Origin of the sequence: Sporosarcina sp. P37 (assembly GCF_002109365.1) — a bacterium.
GTDB lineage: Bacteria > Bacillota > Bacilli > Bacillales_A > Planococcaceae > Sporosarcina.
In genome coordinates this window covers 1,329,906-1,350,782 of sequence record NZ_CP015349.1, presented here as the reverse complement: position 1 = coordinate 1,350,782, position 20,877 = coordinate 1,329,906, and the positions used below count along the sequence as shown (strand labels likewise).

At 44.4% G+C, this 20,877-nt stretch carries 18 protein-coding genes and 1 riboswitch; of the genes, 14 read left to right on the top strand and 4 right to left on the bottom strand.

The genetic code is table 11. From position 1 onward, the window contains the following. Positions 1–7: 7 nt before the first annotated feature. From SporoP37_RS07025 to SporoP37_RS07000, 6 genes are all read left to right on the top strand, one after another. On the top strand, positions 8–1,399 hold the full coding sequence (locus tag SporoP37_RS07025; RefSeq protein ID WP_232329824.1) for an SLC13 family permease: 1,392 nt from the start codon (positions 8–10) through the stop codon (positions 1,397–1,399). Positions 1,400–1,419: 20 nt separating this feature from the next. Then, on the top strand, positions 1,420–2,322 hold the full coding sequence (gene prpB / locus SporoP37_RS07020) for a methylisocitrate lyase (RefSeq protein WP_085430608.1): 903 nt from the start codon (positions 1,420–1,422) through the stop codon (positions 2,320–2,322). A gap of 14 nt (positions 2,323–2,336) precedes the next feature. Continuing rightward, positions 2,337–3,479, top strand: coding sequence for a PrpF domain-containing protein (locus SporoP37_RS07015; RefSeq protein WP_085430607.1), 1,143 nt, complete (start codon positions 2,337–2,339; stop codon positions 3,477–3,479). A gap of 41 nt (positions 3,480–3,520) precedes the next feature. Further along, positions 3,521–6,205: an aconitate hydratase AcnA gene (gene acnA / locus SporoP37_RS07010; RefSeq protein ID WP_085430606.1), complete on the top strand. Its 2,685-nt coding sequence runs from the start codon at positions 3,521–3,523 to the stop codon at positions 6,203–6,205. Between the two features lie 120 nt (positions 6,206–6,325). Further along, positions 6,326–6,877 (top strand): biotin transporter BioY, encoded by a 552-nt coding sequence (locus tag SporoP37_RS07005; protein ID WP_081242984.1) that lies wholly within the window; start codon positions 6,326–6,328, stop codon positions 6,875–6,877. Between the two features lie 302 nt (positions 6,878–7,179). Next, positions 7,180–7,593: a universal stress protein gene (locus SporoP37_RS07000; protein WP_081242983.1), complete on the top strand. Its 414-nt coding sequence runs from the start codon at positions 7,180–7,182 to the stop codon at positions 7,591–7,593. Between the two features lie 160 nt (positions 7,594–7,753). Here SporoP37_RS07000 and SporoP37_RS06995 read toward each other — a convergent pair whose 3' ends face one another. Then, on the bottom strand, positions 7,754–9,016 hold the full coding sequence (locus tag SporoP37_RS06995; protein WP_081242982.1) for a dicarboxylate/amino acid:cation symporter: 1,263 nt from the start codon (positions 9,014–9,016) through the stop codon (positions 7,754–7,756). Between the two features lie 374 nt (positions 9,017–9,390). Here SporoP37_RS06995 and SporoP37_RS06990 point away from each other — a divergent pair, with 374 nt between their 5' ends. After that, complete coding sequence (locus SporoP37_RS06990; RefSeq protein ID WP_085430605.1) at positions 9,391–9,861, top strand: DMP19 family protein; 471 nt, start codon at positions 9,391–9,393, stop codon at positions 9,859–9,861. A gap of 383 nt (positions 9,862–10,244) precedes the next feature. After that, entirely contained in the window at positions 10,245–10,601 is a 357-nt protein-coding gene (locus SporoP37_RS06985; protein ID WP_085430604.1) for a glyoxalase superfamily protein, read from the top strand. A 998-nt stretch (positions 10,602–11,599) separates the two neighbouring features. Here SporoP37_RS06985 and SporoP37_RS06980 read toward each other — a convergent pair. From SporoP37_RS06980 to SporoP37_RS06970, 3 genes are read right to left on the bottom strand one after another with little or no spacing between them, the layout of a single operon-like run. Then, a complete protein-coding gene (locus SporoP37_RS06980; protein ID WP_085430603.1) occupies positions 11,600–12,391 on the bottom strand; it encodes an energy-coupling factor transporter transmembrane component T family protein in 792 nt (263 codons plus the stop codon). Continuing rightward, the gene (locus tag SporoP37_RS06975; RefSeq protein ID WP_085430602.1) at positions 12,384–13,835 is read right to left on the bottom strand and encodes an ABC transporter ATP-binding protein; all 1,452 of its coding nucleotides are present in this window, start codon (positions 13,833–13,835) and stop codon (positions 12,384–12,386) included. Before SporoP37_RS06975 ends, SporoP37_RS06980 begins: the two co-directional genes overlap by 8 nt. A gap of 21 nt (positions 13,836–13,856) precedes the next feature. Beyond that, a complete protein-coding gene (locus tag SporoP37_RS06970; RefSeq protein ID WP_085430601.1) occupies positions 13,857–14,429 on the bottom strand; it encodes an ECF transporter S component in 573 nt (190 codons plus the stop codon). 77 nt (positions 14,430–14,506) lie between these two features. Further along, positions 14,507–14,618, bottom strand: a riboswitch (TPP riboswitch). A gap of 189 nt (positions 14,619–14,807) precedes the next feature. Here SporoP37_RS06970 and SporoP37_RS06965 point away from each other — a divergent pair. From SporoP37_RS06965 to SporoP37_RS06940, 6 genes are all read left to right on the top strand, one after another. Continuing rightward, positions 14,808–15,380 (top strand): exonuclease domain-containing protein, encoded by a 573-nt coding sequence (locus SporoP37_RS06965; RefSeq protein WP_085430600.1) that lies wholly within the window; start codon positions 14,808–14,810, stop codon positions 15,378–15,380. Positions 15,381–15,523: 143 nt separating this feature from the next. Next, a complete protein-coding gene (locus SporoP37_RS06960) occupies positions 15,524–16,882 on the top strand; it encodes a sensor histidine kinase (protein ID WP_085430599.1) in 1,359 nt (452 codons plus the stop codon). Between the two features lie 18 nt (positions 16,883–16,900). After that, positions 16,901–17,572 (top strand): response regulator transcription factor, encoded by a 672-nt coding sequence (locus SporoP37_RS06955; RefSeq protein WP_085430598.1) that lies wholly within the window; start codon positions 16,901–16,903, stop codon positions 17,570–17,572. A 253-nt stretch (positions 17,573–17,825) separates the two neighbouring features. Continuing rightward, a complete protein-coding gene (locus SporoP37_RS06950) occupies positions 17,826–18,416 on the top strand; it encodes an urease accessory protein UreH domain-containing protein (protein ID WP_443028571.1) in 591 nt (196 codons plus the stop codon). Between the two features lie 164 nt (positions 18,417–18,580). Continuing rightward, the gene (locus SporoP37_RS06945) at positions 18,581–20,083 is read left to right on the top strand and encodes a multicopper oxidase family protein (protein WP_335698163.1); all 1,503 of its coding nucleotides are present in this window, start codon (positions 18,581–18,583) and stop codon (positions 20,081–20,083) included. A 181-nt stretch (positions 20,084–20,264) separates the two neighbouring features. Next, positions 20,265–20,837, top strand: a complete 573-nt coding sequence (locus tag SporoP37_RS06940) for a YdhK family protein (protein WP_085431714.1) — start codon at positions 20,265–20,267, stop codon at positions 20,835–20,837. Positions 20,838–20,877 lie beyond the last annotated feature (40 nt).

The following is a 20,877-nucleotide window of genomic DNA, read 5'->3' as shown; positions in this document are numbered from 1 at the left end:
TGATTTTATGACAGTGATGACGAAAAAGAAAAGACTGCTAGTACTCTGCAGTGTCTTACTATACATCATAACGTTTTCTCCCTTTGTGGAGACTTCAGAAGTATTACGTGCCGTCGCGTGCCTCATCATTATCCAAGTTCTTTGGATTGGTGGGGTCTTTCCTTTAGCATTCAGTTCTTTGCTGCTGATGTTATTGCTTTCCGTGCACTTCTTTACGTATGAGGAAACATTGAGTTATTTTGCCTCCGAGATTGTCTGGCTGTTATTTTCAACGTTTATTTTAGCAGGTGCATTCATTGAATCGGGACTCGCCAGCCGCCTGTCTTTGAAACTTCTTTCCTTATCGAAAGGTTCGAGCCGGCTGCTGGTGTTTTTCTCATTCGTGCTGATGTTCATCTTGTCACTGTTCATTCCGTCCAATATAGGCAAAGCGAGTTTGGTCTCGTCCGTGCTGGATGGCATTGTCAGACATTTACAGACGATGGGGCGCGTAGAGCGGCTGGCGAAATCACTATTTGTGGGCTTAACACTCATCGTGCCAATATCTGGTGCGGTGGTGGCAACGGGTGCAAGTTCGACGCTGTATGCCTTTGGGTTGCTTGGCGAAGTGACGCAAGGTCTGGATTACGTGCGCTGGCTGCTGTATATGGGGCCGCCTATTATTCTGTTCTTACTGTTATTATTCCTGCTCTTTCTCGTTGTTTTCCCGCCTGAACAAATCGACGGCGCAGAACTCGAAAAAGTAATTGGACAGAAATTACATAGCCTCGGACAGATGTCGCGCAGCGAATGGAAGGTTCTTGCGATTCTTGGCTTGACGGTTATATTGTGGATGACAGGGAGTCTGCATGGATTTTCCGTATCTCTCGTTGCGCTGTTTGGTGCAATTCTGACAGTACTTCCCGTTACAGGGATATGGCAGTGGGAGACAGCAAAAAGAAAGATCGGCTGGGACTTATTGCTGTTTTTTGCAGCAACTCTGATGCTGTCGAGTATGCTGATTAAGACAGGCGCGGTGAAATGGTTCGCTGTACAGCTGATTGAAGTTCTGTCGATGGAATCGTATTTTTTGGTCGTTCTGTCACTCCTTCTCTTGACTGCTCTGCTGCGGCTGTTTTTCGTCAACGTGCTTGGTTTTTTGACTATCATGCTGCCTGTAGCGTTAGCAATTGGCGAGGCATTTCCTTCGCATGACCCTCTGTATTTGTCAATGGGCGTGTTTTTAATGGGGATTCCGGGTTTTGTTTTGATCACGCAATCGCCGATACACTTAATCAGTTATGAATATGGTTATTTCACGAAGCGTGATTTACTGCAGCTGGGATCAGGTGCGTTTGTCATTTGGCTGCTCGTCGTTCTCGCTTCAATGTATGGATACTGGATGGTTTTCTATTCTTAAAATGAAAAGGGGAATTAGTAATGACATGGTTAGTACAAGAACAAAAAACGCAGAAGGAACTGGCAGGAGAATTTTTAACTGCTATTCGTAAAAAGGAAATATTGAAGATCATGGGCGCACATGATGGTATGGCAGCTTTGACGGCGAAGAAAGTAGGTTTTGAAGCATTGTATTTATCCGGCGCGGCATTTACTGCGAGCCGTGGTTTGCCGGATCTTGGGATTTTGCACTCACAGGAAGTAGCGGAACGTGCGAGAGAATTAGTGCGTGCAACGAATTTGCCTGTTCTTGCAGATATCGATACCGGATTTGGCGGTGTGCTGAATGTTGCGCGGACGGCCAAAGAAATGGTTGAAGCAAATGTAGCGGCTGTGCAGATAGAAGACCAGGATTTGCCGAAAAAATGCGGACATTTAAACGGCAAGAAGTTAATTGCTGCTGAAGAGATGGCAGCGAAAATTCGGGCGATTAAAGAAGTGGCGCCTTCATTAGTCGTCGTGGCACGGACAGACGCATTATCAGTCGAAGGGCTGGATGCTGCCATGGAACGGATGAAATTGTATGTGGAAGCGGGAGCAGAAGCGCTGTTCCCGGAAGCATTGACGACAAAAGAAGAATTCGAAAAAGTGGGGGCTGCTTTTAATGTGCCGCTGCTGGCTAATATGACAGAGTTTGGGCGGACAGAATATTATACAGCTGAAGAATTTCAGGAATTCGGTTTTTCGATGGTGATTTATCCTGTGACTTCATTACGTGCAGCCGCGAAAGCATTTGAAATCGTATTCCAGGAAATCTTCGATAAAGGGACGCAAGTGGATATGCTTGACCGGATGCAGACCCGCCGTGAACTATATGAAACGATTGAACTGGAAAAATATGAGTCTCTGGACGGAAAGATTGCCAAGACAATTATTCCTGAATGAAGGAGGAAGCAGCCATGAAACAAAAAACGGTGCCGTGTATTGTATATCGCGGGGGTACGAGCAGAGGCGTATTCTTTAAGGAAAGCGACCTGCCGAAGTCAAAAAACGCGCAAGAACAGATATTCATGTCAGCAATTGACGCATATAATCCTTCACAAGTAAACGGTCTGGGCAGCGGCACCTCACACACAAGCAAAGTGATAGTCATTCGTGAAACTGACAGCGAAGAAGCTTGTCTTGCGTACACATTTTACCAAGTAGGAATTGGCGAGGCTGTAGTGGATTCTGAAGGAACGTGCGGGAACTTAATGGCGGCTGTCGGAGCGTATGCAATAGATGAAGGATTTGCAAAGATTCCTTCTGCTGACGGAATGTGTGAAGTGACTGTGCTGAATGAAAATATTAATCGTTTCATACGGATTAAAGTGCCTGTTGCTGACGGAGAAGCCCAAGTGGATGGAGACTATTTGATGGCAGGAATTGTGCATACAGGTGCAAAAATCAGTGTTTCGATTTTGTCACCGGCCGGCGGTAAAACGGGAGCTGCATTTCCTGCTGATATGCGTACGCAATTAAAAATGGATGATCGGACCATTGCCGCAACAGTCAGTGATATCGTCAATCCGTTCGTATTTGTTAAAGCGCAGGATTTTGGATTGGATGGTTCAGAGCCGAATCATATACTCAGTCAAAATCAGCACTTACTCACACAGCTTGAAACATTGCGTCTCCATGGCGCTGTAGCTGCGGGGATGTCAGAAACTGTTACTGCAGCCAAGGACGTGCCTTCTATACCGAAGATTGCCTTGGTTGCACCGCCGCGTGATTATCTTACTGCGTCAGGTGCTGTGGTCAAAGCAGAAGATATTGACGTCATTGCAAGAATGCTTTCCATGGGGAAATTTCATCGGACGTTCGCCGGCAGCGGTCTGTATAATTTAGCTTCTGCATTACTGATCGATGGCACGATTCCAAATGAATGCTGCGTTGCCGGCAGTCAGAGACAGCAGCAAAAGATTCGAATTGGCCATCCGGACGGAATAGCAGAAGTGACAGTAGAGTTAACAGCCGATGGAAAAGACGTTGCCGCAGTCGGCTTGGACCGGACGGCAAGAAGAATACTCGAAGGCCGATGCTATGTTCCGGGCTGGCTGTGATTTTGATCGGCTCATAGCAGCAGATAAAGGGGGAGCAATGGATGAAACAGCACTGTGGATGGAATCGCGGTACCGTGCGTGACGAATTATTAATTGAAGGGAAGCAATTCAGCTATGTTTCATTGAAACGGCTGGAGGGTCTTGGTTTCAATGGAATACACAGATTACCTTATACGATCAGGCTGCTTCTTGAATCTGCGGTTCGTCATGCGGATGGCCTGTACATAACGGATGAACATATCGCCGCACTCGCAAATTGGCAAGGCGGCACTGCGGGTCAGGAAGTGCCTTTTAAACCGGCGCGCATTGTATTTCAGGACTTTACGGGGATTCCGGCTATCGTCGATTTGGCATCAATGCGCGATGCGGTAGCTGCACGCGGCGGTAATCCATTATTAGTCAACCCGCAAATACCGGTCGATTTAGTAATCGATCATTCAGTCATTATTGAACATGCGGGAGATGAGACAGCGTTTGAACAAAACCTGTCTATCGAATACGAGCGAAATGCGGAACGATATTCGTTTGTGCGCTGGGCACAGAAAAACTTTGAAAACTTTCATGTCGTCCCGCCGGCGAATGGTATTGTCCATCAAGTGAATTTGGAGTACTTGGCTGCAGGTGTCAGAACAGAGACACACAATAATAAAGAGTGGCTATACCCAGATTCTTTAGTCGGCACGGATTCGCATACTCCCATGATTAACGGAATTGGAACAGTTGGCTGGGGAGTGGGCGGAATCGAAGCTGAGTCTGCGATGCTAGGACAGCCTCTATACTTTACGATTCCAGACGTGGTGGGTGTGAAGCTGACGGGTTCATTGCCTGAAGGGGTAACCGCAACAGATCTCGCATTAACCGTGACAAATACCTTGCGTAAAAAAGGGGTCGTTGGAAAGTTTGTGGAGTTTTACGGTGAAGGGCTGCGTCATATACCTGTTACCGATCGTGCCACAATAGCGAATATGGCGCCTGAATATGGAGCAACGATGAGCTTTTTCCCGACCGATGAACGGACGATGGAATATTTTCGCCAGACAGGACGGGAGGATTCTGTTCCGCTCGTGGAAGGATATTTGCGTGCGCAAGGCTTGTTCATGGATGAAAGTTCCGACGCGCCACAGTTTTCAGAGACGATGGAATTGGATTTGAGTACGATCATTCCGACAGTCAGCGGACCGAAAAGACCGCAAGATACGGTCGCACTGACAGAAATGAAGCAGTCATTTGAAAGTATTTTGGCGGAACCGGTTGCTGACGGCGGGTATGGCAGGCAGCGTGTGAAATCCTCGGAAGGTATACAGGACGGGTCTATTGTGCTGGCATCCATTACAAGCTGCACGAATACGTCCAATCCTTCTGTCATGGTGGCGGCGGGGCTGCTTGCTGCAAATGCTGCGGCACACGATTTACATGTGCCTTCGTATGTCAAGACAACGCTGACACCGGGCTCCCGGGTCGTCACCCGTTATTTGGAAAAGGCAAATTTACTAACATCTTTACAAACACTCGGATTTTTCGTAGACGGCTACGGCTGCGCTACATGCTGCGGCAATAGCGGCTCCCTGATGCCTGAAGCAGAAGAAGCGATAGCGGACAAAGATTTGGTCGCAGCATCTATTTTGAGCGGAAACCGTAATTTTGAAGGGCGTGTACATCCGCTGATACGTGCAAATTATTTAGCATCTCCTCCACTTGTCGTTGCCTATGCACTCGCGGGACGAATCGATATTGACTTTGACGAGGAGCCGATTGGCAGTGGAACGGATGGGCGCCCCGTCTATTTAGCGGATATATGGCCGTCAGCGGAAACTGTGCAGCGAATAATTGGGGAAACTGTCGACGCTTCCCTGTTTCGTGAAGAATACGCAGGTATTTATTCCAATGAAACCTGGGAGTCGATACCGGCGCCGGAAGGTATGCTGTATGACTGGGATGAAAACTCTACGTATATTCAGCGTGCTCCATATTTTGATAAGGCTCAAAGCGTGTCGATCAGAGAAAATACACAGAAGATGATTCCGCTGCTGATGCTGGGTGATTCTGTCACGACCGATCACATCTCACCGGCAGGGCATATACCATTGAATAGTGATGCCGGCAGATTTTTATCGGAGCAGGGGATCAGCCCCCGTTCTTACAATAACTATGGCGCACGCAGAGGGAATCACCATGTAATGATGCGCGGCACATTTGCGAATATACGTCTTCGTAATCATCTCGTTCCCGGTACGGAAGGCGGCTATACGATACATAGAGGCACGGGGGAACAAGTGACAATATTTGAAGCATCGCAGCGATATCAAAAAGAACAGCGTAATTTAATTGTACTGGCAGGCAAAGAGTACGGAACCGGAAGTTCACGGGACTGGGCAGCTAAAGGTACGTCACTGCTCGGTGTAAAAGCTGTCCTCGCTGAAAGTTTTGAGCGTATTCACCGCAGCAATTTGTCAGGGATGGGTGTGCTGCCTCTTCAGTTTGCGGAGGGTGAATCTGCTTCCACGCTTGGTTTGGATGGATCAGAAATATATTCACTCGATGTGGAAGATGAGACGTTCGTTCCCGGACAGCGCTGCGTTATGACAGCAGAGCGGGAGAACGGTGAAACCATTGATTTTACTGTATTGCTGAGGATTGACAATAGGATGGAAAAAGATGCATATTTGCAAGGAGGCTTGTTGCCTTCAGTAGCGGCGAGTATGCTAAAAGAGTCTGAAACACCGTAATCATCAGATGACCTGATTGAGTAAACAATTGTTGAAAATGCGTTGACGTACGTTCTTCCATACGATAAAATGAATGTCAACAATATAAATATGTCAGTTTACTAAAAGGGGTATATCAACATGATGGATTCAAGAAATAGACTTAAAATGATGATTGTGACCGCTTTGTTTGCGGCAATAATCGGTATTATGGCACAGCTGACTATTCCGCTGCCGCTCGTTCCGATTACGGGACAGACGCTGGCGATCGGCTTGGCAGCTACCATATTAGGCTCGCGTTACGGCACAATTTCCGTGCTCGTTTACTTGGCAATGGGAGCAGTCGGGATGCCTGTGTTTTCTGGAATGTCTTCAGGTTTAGGCGTAATCTTTGGCCCGACCGGCGGATTCCTGATTGGATTCATTCCGACGGCGTTCATTACCGGCTATTATATGGAACGGACCAGTTTCACGCTGCCGAATGCAATTGTTGCCAATATTATTGGCATGTTTGTAGCATTAGCTTTCGGTACAGTGTGGCTGAAGTTTATCGCAGAGCTTTCTTGGACAGCAGCGATTATGGCAGGTTTTGTGCCATTTTTAATAGGCGGCTTCATCAAGGCATTCCTTGCTGCCTGGGCGGGAATTATGGTTCGCGGCCGCTTATTGGCTACCCGTTTATTACTGGCTTGACTGGATGGACAACGACTTACAAAGCGTTAGCTCTTACATAGGAGTTAACGCTTTTTCGTATTTTTTATAAGTTCTTTATAAAAGTGCGGCAAATAGTTGGTTTTTTAGGGAACTAGTTGATAGAATGGTTTTTGAATTAGGAGATGCAATTTTTCTTATTTCATCAGGTCTATCCAGTTTATAAAATGGGTATATATCATGGTAACCGAATCTAATGCCGGTGGCGAAAACTTGAGTGTTTATTGAAGGCCCTGTAACCTCAAGTGAACAAAGGAACAAAAGTAGTGTCAGGAGGTCTTTTCATGAAGATAGCTGTAGCGGTAGACGGATCAGAAAATGCATTGCGTGCCACAAAGTATGCCATGATGTTGGTGGAACAGTTTCCTGAAGCGCAAATGGAATTAATCCATGTCATTGATTTTAATAAAGTAGAGGATGAACGGCTGCTTAAACAAAGTCCGAACAGCCTTGCCTGGTACCAGAATAAAAAGGTACAGTCTGCCTTGAAATTATTGAAAGAGAAGGAAATACAGGCGGGCGTGACAGTCCTGAAGGGAAATCCGCAACAGCAAATCATTAAACACGTGAACACAAACGAAATTGATCATCTCATACTGAGCAGCCGCGGATTGAACACACTTCAGAAAATGGTAATGGGAAGTGTCAGTCAGAAAGTAATCAAAAACGTGAATTGCTCTGTCACGATAGTTAAATAGATAGTACGTGAATTAAGGATTGTCCGGAATGTCAGACACGACGTTTTGGACAATCCTTTTTTAAAAATGCTGTATGGATCTTCTAAATCAAATAATTCATAATCTCCGAAATGAAACTGCCGCAGAATGTCTGGAAGACAATTTTGCGGCAGTTTCAATTTCAGTGTCTTTTGTCAGTTGCGTAAGCGGGCGCTGCGCTATGAGCTTCGGCTTGGGCAGCTGAAGAATTCTCTTCCCATTTATCCAGTATTACTGCATTGGCTGTGTTTCCAAACACGTTCAGCAGCGTACGGAAACCATCAGTCAAACGATCGACACCTGCGACGAGCGCGATGCCAGCAAGAGGCAAATTGGCTGCCGCAAGTACCGTAGACATCATAATGATACCTGCACCCGGCACGCCGGCTGTGCTGAATGACACAACAAGTGCACTGATAATAATGGCAAGTATTTGTGCGCCGCTCAGCTGGATATCAAACAGCTGCGCCACAAATAAAGCATTGAATGTCTGTAAGATACATGCGCCATCACGCTTTAGGGCAGTCCCTAAAGGAATCGCAAAGCCAGCAATATCTTCTTTCATCTTGAAGGCTTTTTTGCTGTTTTCAATAGCAACCGGCAATGCAGCGTTCGAACTGGCTGTGCCAAATGCAATGCCGAATGTCGGCTGGAAGCTCTTCCAGAAGTGCTTCGGTGAAACATGCAGGAAGCTGAGTATGATGAAGTATGCGATTGCCATTAGTGTTAATGCGATGATTAACCCAAGAATATAGACGAGTAACTTCTGCACAATGTCCAGACCCTGAGTGGCGATGACAGAGCTGATTAGGGCGAACACACCGATTGGCGACAGTTTGAGTACGAGCATCGTAATTTTTTCTACAATAACATGAACGCTTTCTATAAAGGAAATGAACGGTTTTGCATGACTGCCCGCCATACGAATTCCGATCACGACAATAATTGCTGTAAAAATAATTTGTAATAAGTTTCCGGTTGCGAATGCTTCAAATGGATTGGTTGGAACAATTGAAATCAGCCATTCAAGAATTCCTTGTCCCTCTTTCGCTTCGCCGGGAGCCAATTCACCCAAGTTTCCAACCATATTGCCGGGTTTCAGCACGGACGCAGTGATATAGCCGATAACAAGTGCAAGAATACTTGTGCTGACATAAAGAAATAACAGCTTTCCTGTCAACCGTCCAACTTTTTCGGAGTTGCCGATGCTGGAAAAACCGATAATTAATGAAGTAAAGACAATCGGTACGACTACGAACTGAATTAAGTTCAAGAACACTTTACCGATTGGTGAAAGCACATATTCATTCAGCTGCGGAACCGCGTGCGGGAAAAAAACATTTAGAATAATTCCGAAGACAATACCAAACGCCAGACCGAATGTAATTTTCGTTGACAGTTTCAAAGCACTCAACTCCTTAAATCCTTATAATAGTAATAGGTTTAATATAATAAAGTATATCGGTTTTGTCAACATTGAATTTGCGCACTATTCAATTTCTTGAAACGAACGAAAATGTTTCATTTTGACCGATTCCTTGAATATAAATTACGCAAGGGATGAAGGGGAAGAAACACGGGAGGAGATCAATTGCAATTAACTTTGTTTTAGGGATGGCAAGGTAAATTGCAGTAGCAAGGGGGCTAATACACAGTTTGTGGAGAAGATAGTGAAAAAGGAATTTTGTGTTAAAATAGATGACAAGTGGACGGCTTGTTAACTGAACAGGCCATTTTGCGTAAGATTGTTGCAAGGAAGTAATTAAAGAGGGGAATACAATGAAACCTAAAATGAACAGAAAAGATTTGTTAGACAGCGACAATATATGGAACGCTGTAGTAACAGTTATAAGTGAAAATGATTTATCAACTAAAGACACGGTTTTAAATGAAGCACTTATTGTTTTTCAATATTACTCTGAGCTAGAAAGTGGGGGACACGAAGTTTTACTGAATTGGCTTGAATCGTCTATCGAAGAAATAAGCATTGAATTTTATTTTTACAAATTAATAACTATCCTTGAGAAAATTGGTGCTCATGACCATGCAATGATTGAGGAAAAGTATGGACGAGAAATGTGGAGGCTGTACGTTGCTCTAGAAAGTGATGAGATAGAAGAAGATGAATTTTATCATGTTGTTAATAAGGCTGATGACGAATACCACAAGCTTAACGGCAGATTAGAGAAATTATTAGAAACTTACTTCGTCAGTATTCATACGAATTTAATAGATGTGATTGAAGATTAACCAGTTTTTGTTGAAATCCAGTACGTTCTGGAGCTAGTATAAATCTATACCTTCTAATTTTGAAGATCTTGTTGAACCAATTGATGACTCATTAGAAAAAACTGCTTATTGGTTACGTTCACTCGTAAGGGAAAATTTTATTGATTTGGATGAGAATATTAATGGCGGACTCAGCAAAAGAAAAAGCATACGAGAGAAGTTCTTCTTGAAAAACAGGGCTTGACATCTAAGTGTATTAAGTTATTTACGAGATCTAAGAATAATTGATTTATTGAGAGCCAAGGCTTTATTCAATAAGGATTAGCCCCTTTTCAGTAATGGTACGTTTATTTCTAACGTGTATGCTGAATATTACAGAAAAAACTTAATAGAAGGGTGTAATTATGCAAAAAGTGATTCCTGCTTTCCGTATTACTGACTATAAAAGAAGTATAGAATTTTACGTAGATAGATTGGGTTTTACAATCGATTGGGAGCATCGGTTTGAACCTCATTTTCCTGTTTTTGTTCAAATCACGAAGGATAATATGACACTTTACTTAACCGAACATACTGGTGACTGCCAAGTTGGTGGATTAATTCATTTATTTGTTCCCAATGTTGATAACTGGTACAACGAATTGAAGATTAAAAAGGATATTCATATTCCTGAGCCTCCAAATGAGGATCTTGAGGGACTTCGGATGATGACAGTCGTAGACCCTGATGGTAATCAATTGCGCATATGTACACGTTTATAAACAATTTACTAATGGAACTTTCACTAGGAGTAGTATTCAGTTAACGGGTGCGATTGCTTCATAGCGAATGCCCCAATATCGCAATCGGTCCAGATGGTCAAACATTCAGAAAATAACAAGCTTGTAGATTATCCAAAGAAATTGGTTTTTGGAAATGAGATGCTCTTGACAAGTCGTTGTAAAGATAGTGTATGGTTTAGGATTCTCCCTGCAGAACCGGACGCTTTCCTGAGGGGGCGCGGCGGACTCGCCAGAAGTGCGTTGGCGATTACGCCTGTCACCCTGATCCTCCAGGAGTCGCCGGTTCTTCCGGGAGAATCCTTGAGTTTGTGTCCGCAGGTCAGTTAGTGTTCGTCCAGAAATTGGAGTATGGTAAGTGACTTTATCTGCGCGGTGTGGTTGGAGCTATGGATTGCCTGACTGAATGGACAGCAAAGCGATTTTTTTCTCCATTCAGTTCATCTAAATAGTCATAGTAGCTAAAAAAATTACCGCTTTCTAACTTCAAAAATGGACGCATTGTATCAGACAAGTCTACTCGGCTTTCACTGCTTGCAGAGGGCTATCAAACTGTCTTATGTACACTAAGTCCGGCTGCAGCGCAGATCAACGGTTTCAAACCACTATCTAACTATCGGGCGCTATTGTCGCATACGCTTTTTGTACTCACTTAGTTGATCGGAGCGGAAAGCGGCTCGGGGAGGAACAGCGAGAGCCGTAACGAAGAACGGCTTTTTTGAGTGAAGCGAGGAATGTGGTTCATCGCACGCCCTCCAGCGTCCGGCTGCAGTAATTACAGAACAAGTAATATGAAGTTTATATTAATATATACGGTAAGCAAAAAACGCACAGGTGTGCAATAATCTGTGCGTTTTTTTGCTATTTTATTGTTAATTCAAGTATAAAACATTCGCTGAACCGATTGTTTTTTGAGTTGCAATTGTACTTTATCTCCCCGTCAACCGAACCGGCTATACTAAGATAAAGGTCTGTTGTATCTACATATAATTGGCGTCCGTTCCACTCGAGAGAGCCAATAACGCAGCGGCGGTTAGCCCAAGTGTCATGACAATCAAAAATATTGCGTCCGTCCGGCTGTATCGTGTCGGATAGTAATACGTCCTGGCTGCCCCCATCTGATACTGTTTTGCTTCCATGGCGACTGCAATTCGCTGCGCGCGGCGGATGCTTTGCGCAAACAGGGGGACACTGAATGACTGCAGCCGTTCATAGATCCCTTTAATTCCCCGTGAAAACCGTACATTTCGTACTCTCAGCGCATTTCTGCGAATCTGCAGTTCTTCTGTAACAGCAGGAATTAAACGGAATGATGCAATAAAGCTGTAGGCGTACTTGGACGGCAGACGGAACTGCTGCATCATAGCATAAAAAAACAGCACAGGCTGAATCGTCAGGATAAACGTAAAGCCGACAAAGCCGAATGACAGAGATTTGCTTCCCAGCAGCAGTGCGTGCTGTATACTTTCCTCAGAAATCTTGAATAATCCCCACTGCCAAAGTACAGCTTCACCTTTACCGAATAACAGCATCGTCAGACCAGTAGATAGAAATGAAATCGCCAGCGGAATTGACAATACAGCCAGTTTCTTAATGGAATAGCCGCTGAATATATAGAACAATGCGCCGTAGAATACGGCCTGCCAAATGGCAAATGAGAGACTCTGATTAAGCAGTGTGATCAGCAGGAGCGCAAAAAACACCACAAACTTTAGTGCAGGATTGACGAGGAATAACCACGTTTGCCGTTCAGGCGTGAACCAATTAAGCATTCAGCAGACCTCCTGTAACAGCAGGGGGGTTCAATACTCCGTTTTCCACAGTCCACACGGAGGTAGCAAAGTTCTCCACGATTTCCATGTCATGTGTCACCATCAGAATCGTAATACCTTCAGTCCGCAATTTCTCCAATTTCTCCAGAATAGCAAATGTATTCCGTGCATCTTGTCCAAACGTCGGTTCATCCAGCAATACGATATCTGTTTTCGGGGTGAGCGCAGTCGCCACGCTCAAGCGGCGTTTTTGTCCGGTAGATAATTGGTAAGGATGACGTGAAGCTGTGCCAGGCAAGTTGAATAAATCGATTAAATTCCTGGCGCAGCTTGCCGCATCCTCTTTTGTCATGCCATGCAGCGAAACCGTCAGTTCTTCAGCAATCGAGTTCGTCACAAATTGCAGTTCAGGATTTTGAAAGACGAGTGATAATCCTTCTGGAAGCTGCCGTTTCTTCTTTTTCTGCACAATCGGCACACCGTTTACTTCGTAGATCCCGTCAGTTCGCAATAATTGCATAAGCGACAGAAGCAGCGTGCTCTTCCCTGAGCCGTTCTCCCCGACAATCGCAATCCAGTCACCTTCCTGAACTGTTGCATCTTCAACGGAAATCTTTTGTATGGCACCCCGATAGCCGTGAAAATCTTGGAGAAGAATTTTCTCTTGCGGCTTCACTTGACTGCGATTTTGCATTAAGGAAAGAAAAGCTTCCGATTCCTTATATTTTTCCCATACACCGGGATACCATATGCCGTAGCGGGTCAGCTCCTCCTGATAGCCGGAAAAAATGTCGGCGGGTGATCCGTCAGCCAGAATAACGCCGTGATCATTGAATAGTACGACGCGATCGACCCAATCGGCAATCAGATCAATTTTATGTTCTACAATGAGTACTGTTTTCTCGGCAGTCGCCTCTTTAATAGAAGACCAAATTTGCTGTGTGCCTTCGGGATCCAGTAAAGCAGACGGTTCATCAAGGAATAGAACGTCCGGTTCAAGCAGTAAAACGGAAGCCAAAGCGAGCCGCTGTTTCATTCCTTGGGATAGTTCATTAATCGCTGTATGAGGATCTTCCAGCTGCAAATCTACACGTTTCAGCACTTGTTCTATGAGCGTCTTCATTTGTTCCCGCGGCACTTGCAGATTCTCCAGTACAAATGCCAATTCTTCGTCGACATACGTCATACAGAACTGCGTATCAGGATCCTGAAAGACGAACCCCCATGAATCCGGCAAACTGATAGCCTTTGACTTCATCGGCAATTCAATGGAGTTTGGAATAATACCGCTCAGCACTTGCAGCAGGGTGGATTTGCCGCAGCCGCTAGGTCCCAGCATAAGGACCTTTTCGCCCGGCTGTACGGAGAAAGACAGATCCCTGAATACCAATGATTCTTCTCCGGGAAACTTTAATCGTAAATCTGAGACGCTGATGTTACTCATAGTAGAATCCATCCTCTGCAATTACTCGTCCAGCAATGAATATTCTTTTTTATCAACTGGCCGTATTAATGAAGTTACACCTGTTGCTTCAAGAGCTTTGACAATCAGCACAGCAAAGATACCGGTAAATATAAATGCGCTGATTGCCCGCAATCCGTATTTCACAATCAATGCCCATGTTTCAAGCGCAGCGTAGCCGTAAATCAAGTCGAGTCCAAAACTGGCCAGGCAAGATGCGACTCCCGCCAGTCCAGCTGTCAAAACAGAATAGCTTCTATAGCGGAAAGCAGCAAACAGTAATTCCGCGGCAAGACCTTGCGCAAACCCGTAGATCAGCACTTCGATGCCGTGACCTGCAAAAGCAGATAATGACGCACCCGCAATACTGGCAATTAATGCGGTTCCCGGCTTTCGCAACAGTAAGAAAGCGAAAGGCCCGACCATAAACCACATGCCGTAAATCAACTGACGCAGCACGGGCATGATCGGTTTAACGACAGTGTATAGGTCGTCCCAAAACTTCATGAGAATACCAAATACTACGCCAATCATAATCGTAATCAGTAAATCGGTAAATTTTAACTTCTTCAACATCTTTCACTCCTTCTCATTTGTCTATACAAAAAAGCCGTCTGAAGAGCAGACGGCCGTGGAAGGAAATGATCCTTGTATATTCCATCGAACATGCTCTCTACGCTGGCATTACCCAGATCAGATAAACGGTCAGCAGCGGCTTTACCTGCAATCTCAGCCTGATTCACTCAAGCACCCGTACGGACAATTATGTAAGCAGTCCTAGTATACAATACGCCGATTTATCTCGCAACTTATGCATATAAACCAGATTGTACTGGCTGTCGTCCAGTTTAATTCGCATACAATGCGCTGAAATGCTGATATACTAATAGGATACAAATGATTCTGAACCGCGCGGGTATACGGTTTTAAATAGAGTGTAAAGGAGTTTTTTACATGACAAAACATATAGCGTTCATTGATGTAGAAACGACAGGGATGAGTGCAGAAGCAAGTGAAGTGATCGAGCTGGGCGTTATGCTCGGGGAGTATGAAGATCATCGTATAGTCAGGGTAGCTGATGAATACTGCGAGTTTCAGGAACCTTTCTATTCCATATCACCAACTATTACGAACCTGACAGGTATTACAGATCAGATGGTAAGAGGCAAGTCTTTGGATATGGATAAAATTTTGACAATACTAGACCGGGCTGACGGGATTGTCGCGCATAATGCGTCATTCGACCGGGGATTTGTCAGCCGGTTATTGCCTGAAACGCTCGACATGGACTGGTATTGCTCTGTCAGGCAAATCAAATGGAAGAACTACGGGTTTGAAAATGGCAAGCTGCAGCAGCTGTTGAGAGCGCACCAGATTCAGGTGCATAACGCCCACAGAGCGCTGGATGATGCAAAGAATCTGGCGGTTCTGCTGAATTCATCAAATCCTCATCTTACGGAGGAGACGTTCATTTCTTATTTGATGAATAAGTCGCCGATGAAGAAACCTGCAAAAACGAGGTTCTAACAATCGATCAGGATGTCCGGGGAGTGCAGAGCCGGGCATCCTTTTTCTATGGCTAAGATATGACAGCTGGACTGTATTCCTACAAGTCCGTCTGCATAATTTTTTCATATTCTTTTCCTATACTGTATTTACGGGGTGGTTTAATGAATAAAATCTCAACGAAGCTAGCGGCTTCTTTTATTATCATTTTCTTGCTGCTTGAATCGGTATTAATGATTTATTTGCATCAAAATATTATTCACGCAAGGGTGGATGAAGAATATTCACGGCTGCTTGCGAGCGGCAGCAATCATCGTGATGTGCTGGAAGATTATTATTCCGATAAAACGATAGCACACATTGTATTAATGGAAACGGGAAAAGAAAGGGAAGTCATTATTACAGATGAAAAACGTGAAATCATCAGCAGCTCAGCTGACAGCCTAGAGAACTTTTCATCCGCTTTATCACTAATTAGCAAAAATGATGAAACAGATCGGATAGTAGTGACGGACTGGAAGAATTCACCCTTCATCGCAAGTGTTCACCCTTATAAAGCTGGCGCAGGCCAATCGGGATATGTTGTGATGTTTCAGAGCAGCCAGCCAATTGAAATGCTGGTTCAAAAGTTGAATCTGCATTTTGGATTGGCAGGCTCAGTTAGTATCGTAATTTTATTTATTATTTACTTCATTCTGTCGAAGTTTCTTACCCGGCCGCTGATTCGCATGAAGGAAGCGACAGAAAGGCTGAGTGAAGGAAAATTTGATGTGAGTCTTCCAGGGGCGAGCAATGATGAACTGGGAGAATTATCAGCGGCAATAATGAAATTGGCAACAGATCTGGAAAAAATGAAAACGGAACGCAATGAATTTTTGGCATCTGTCTCTCATGAATTAAGCACACCGCTTACCTACTTAATCGGATATTTGAAAGTGGCGATGAGAGAAGAATTGTCTGACGGGAAGCGGAATCATTATTTGCAGATTATTGCAGAAGAATCCAATCGCATGAAGGACTTAGTCAAAGATTTGATGGAACTGGCAAAAATGGATGAAGTCACATTCACGGTAACGAGAAGCCAGTTTTCAGCACAAGAATTTATCGAGGATATGAACCGCCTCATGGCTCCGTCGTTTGACATGAAAAAAATCAGGCTGGTCATGAGCTGTAAAGAGGATTTTCAGCTAGTTGCCGATCGAATTCGATTAGAACAAATCGTACTGAATTTACTGGATAACGCATTGAAATACTCGGATGAGCAGACGACAGTCACATTGGAAATTTATCAGGAGCAGCAGCAGACGGTTTTGTCAGTAACGGATGAAGGAATGGGGATTCCATCCAATGAAATCGACAGGATCTTTGATAAGTTGTATCGTGTGGAAAAATCACGCTCCAGAGCATTTGGGGGCTCGGGATTAGGATTGGCGATTGTAAAAGAACTCGTTGAAGCACATGGCGGAACGATTACAGTAAAAAGTGAAGCAGGAAAAGGCAGTACATTCATAATTACAATCTGATGATTGGGGTGCAGGCAGATGCGAACAATTTTACTTATAGATGACGAACACAGAATGTTGGATTTACTGGAATTGTTTCTGGAACCGCAAGAGTTTCGTTGCATAAAGGCGACTAACGGGCCGGAGGGACTGGAACGATTGCAGGAAGAGCCGGTTGATTTGGTGCTGCTTGATATTATGATGCCAAATATGGATGGCTGGGAAGTTTGTACGGAAATACGCAAGTTTTCGGATGTTCCGGTGATCATGCTTACTGCCAGGACAGATAAGAACGATTTAGTGAAAGGCTTGAATACGGGGGCGGACGACTATATCACGAAGCCGTTTGATGAACGTGAGCTGATCGCCAGGGTGAACGCGGTTTTGCGGCGTGCTCCGATAGAGGATTCAGGACATATTGTACATGGTGACTTTGTGTTAAACAGCGACTCGTATTCACTGCATTACAAAGATAAAAGTATCCAGCTGACGCTGAAAGAGTACTACATCATTGAAGCGCTTATCACTCAGCCGAAGCGGACGTTAACAAGGGAGCAATTAATGCATGCCGCTTGGGATTATAATACGTATACCGATATACGGACAGTGGATTCGCACATACGAAACTTGCGCGATAAATTAAAAAATGCAGAGTTTCCAAATGATAAATTCCTGAAAACTGTATGGGGGATAGGATACAAGTGGAGCTAAATAAGCATGAGCAAGGAAACAAGTATGCGGGTAGTTTGCCCGCTTGTCCGGTGATGCTGCCAGCGGGTGAAGATCCGCTGAAAGATTTATAAGGAAGGTGTCAGCTGCTTTGTATAATTTATTATCGAGTATAAGTCAACTCATTACCGAGCCGGTGAATACCTTGCTCTTAACGTTCGAAAACAGCCCAATGATTTCAGCTCTGCTCTTAGGTTTGCTCGGTGCTGCAGCGCCTTGTCAACTCACTGGAAATATGAGTGCCATTACGCTTTATGGAAATCGTTCCATTCAATTAAAAGAAAATATAGCAGAAGTTACTTCTTTTATAGCAGGGAAGGCAGCCGTTTTCAGCTTGCTCGGATTTCTCGTTTGGTGGCTGGGAGAAACATTTCAAAGCGCGTTAATCGGTTACTTCGCGTTATTCCGCAAATTCATTGGTCCGCTGATCATCGCTACTGGATTGGTTTTGCTCGGTGTCATGAAATTAGGTTTTCTAAATAAAATCACGCAATATGTTCCCGTTAAAATAAGAAACGGAAAAGCAGGTTCCTTCATGCTGGGAGTCAGCTTTTCGCTGGCATTCTGTCCGACGATGTTTGTCTTATTTTTCTTATGGTTAATGCCCTTAGCTGTGACTGCTCCGCACGGATTTATATTGCCGGCTGTTTTTGGTATTGCTACATCCATTCCGCTGCTCGCTTTATTTTTCTTCATCTGGCTAGTCGACGCAAAAAGACATGTGATGAAAAGCAGTATGAAAACGGCAAGAATAGTTCAGCGGGCAGCCGGTGTCCTATTAGTGACAATTGGCCTGCTTGATACGATTACGTATTGGGGAATGTGATACATAGTGTGGCTCGTTTTACATCAGATTCAAGTAAACCTATTCAGGAGCATACCGCAACAAAGCGTAATTGCAGACATAGATCATCGGCGTGCACAGTTTTTTCATAAGTTCTTGCTATACTGCACTTACATACAACAGATGAAGGGGATAGTTCAATGAGGATTAAAAATAAAGCTTTCGTTTTTCTTATGGGTGTACTGCTTATAAGCGGCTGCAGCAACGATACGCAGTCTAAGGATGAGACTAATCAGCATATGATGCATCAAAACAATTCAGAAATGCACGATTCTATGATGGACTCATCCCAAATGGGCCATGGACATATGAGTCATGATAATGTATTGCCGTTAAAAGACTCTTCAGGAAAGAATGAACTAAACATTCCGCCGTTACTGACAAGTGAAGCAGCGAGCGGGACAGAGTATACGGTGACGGCCCAAAAAGGTGAAGCAGAAATTTTCGATGGTATAACGACAGAGACGTTAGGATATAACGGAGATTTATTAGGACCCGTTCTTCAATTGAAAAAAGGGGAGACGGCCACCATTCACACCGCAAATAAATTGGACGAGGAGACAACATTTCATTGGCATGGCTTGGAAGTGTCCGGCGAAGCAGATGGCGGGCCCCATAAAACACTTAAACCGGGTGAACAAGAAACTATACAGTTTGAAGTGACACAAGAGGCTGCTACGTTATGGTTCCATCCGCATCCGGAAGGCAAGACCGCAGAACAAGTGTACAAAGGTCTTGCAGGATTGATTTATATTGAAGACGCTAACTCGGACAAGTTAGAAATCCCTAAAGAATACGGGAAGAATGACATTCCTTTGATTTTCCAGGACCGCTTCTTTACGGAGCAGCGCCAATTAGACTATAAAACGGCAATGAACGATGACGGAACGATAGGCGATACGTTATTAGTAAATGGTACAGCAGATCCTTTCTTAACAGTAGGGAAGGAAAAAGTGCGTCTCCGCTTACTTAACGGATCAAATGCGAGGAACTACACGTTTTCATTAAATACTGGAGATTCATTCGTTCAAATCGCAACTGACGGGGGCTTCTTGAATGAGCCGGTTACATTGAACGAAGTGACACTGACGCCTTCTGAGCGGGCAGAAATAGTAGTTGATTTTTCCAAGGCAGATACATCAAAAGGTGTGTCGTTAGTTAATGAAGACGGATCCGTCCTTTTGCCGTTTGAAGTGTCAGATGAAGAAACAGAGGTTGCACAAACGTCAAAACAACTGAATGATTTTTCTGTAACAGATGAAGAAAAGAACATGCCGGTTACTAAACATATTGAACTGTTTGGCATGATGAACCATGTGGAAATTAACGGGAAAAAATTTGACCCGAATAGAATAGATTTTACCCAGCAGCAAGGTGTTACAGAGGTATGGGAAATCTACAACAAGAAAGATATGATGGGCGGAATGATTCATCCGTTCCATATTCACGGAGCACAATTTAAGGTCATTTCAAGAGACGGAGCAGAACCTGCAGAAAATGAAAGAGGCTGGAAAGACAGTATAGCCGTTCACCCCGGTGAGAAAGTGAAAATCGCGATACAGTTTAAGCATAAAGGTGTGTATATGTTCCATTGCCACATTTTAGAGCATGAGGACAACGGCATGATGGGGCAAATAGAAGTGAAGTAACGGCAGGATCATTGACAATGGGGATATGCGTGAGTCCGTAAATAAGGAGTTTTTAAGGACTTCCTGAATATATGTTTTGCCTCAATTTTCGCGGGAAGAATAAAAATAGTCCATTCATGAAAGGACTCAGTAAATTCCGGAAGATGACCGGCAAAATATAACCTAAAGGGATGAAGCGATGATGAAGAAATCTATGCTGGCAATTGGCACTTCCCTCATTCTCGTAGTAGGGGCATGCGGCGCTAATACAGCGGATGAGGAAAAACCTGCAGAAGAGCAAACACCGCAAGAAGAATCACCACAAGCGGATATTGAAATGGAGCATGCGAGCGACGGGGAAGTGCCTGAAGGGCTGCAGACGGCAGAAGATCCTGCATTTCCCGTAGGCAGTAAAGCTGTTATTGAAACAGATCATATGCCGGGGATGAAAGGCGCAGAAGCAACGATTGTAGGCGCATATGATACGGTTGCATATGTCATTACGTATACGCCTGCAGATGGCGGAGAAAAAGTGAAAGATCATAAGTGGGTCGTTCACGAAGAGATAGAAGGCGCCGGGGAAGAAGTATTTGAAGACGGTGCAGAAGTGACTGTACTTGCTGATCATATGGAAGGGATGCAAGGTGCAGAAGCGGTCATTGAGTCATCTGAAGATACGACAGTCTATATGATCGACTATATGCCGACCACTGGCGGAGATGAAGTGAAGAATCACAAATGGGTCGTAAACAGTGAACTGTCTGACATAAAGTAAAATACGTAAAAGCGTCTGCGCAATGGCAGACGCTTTTGGT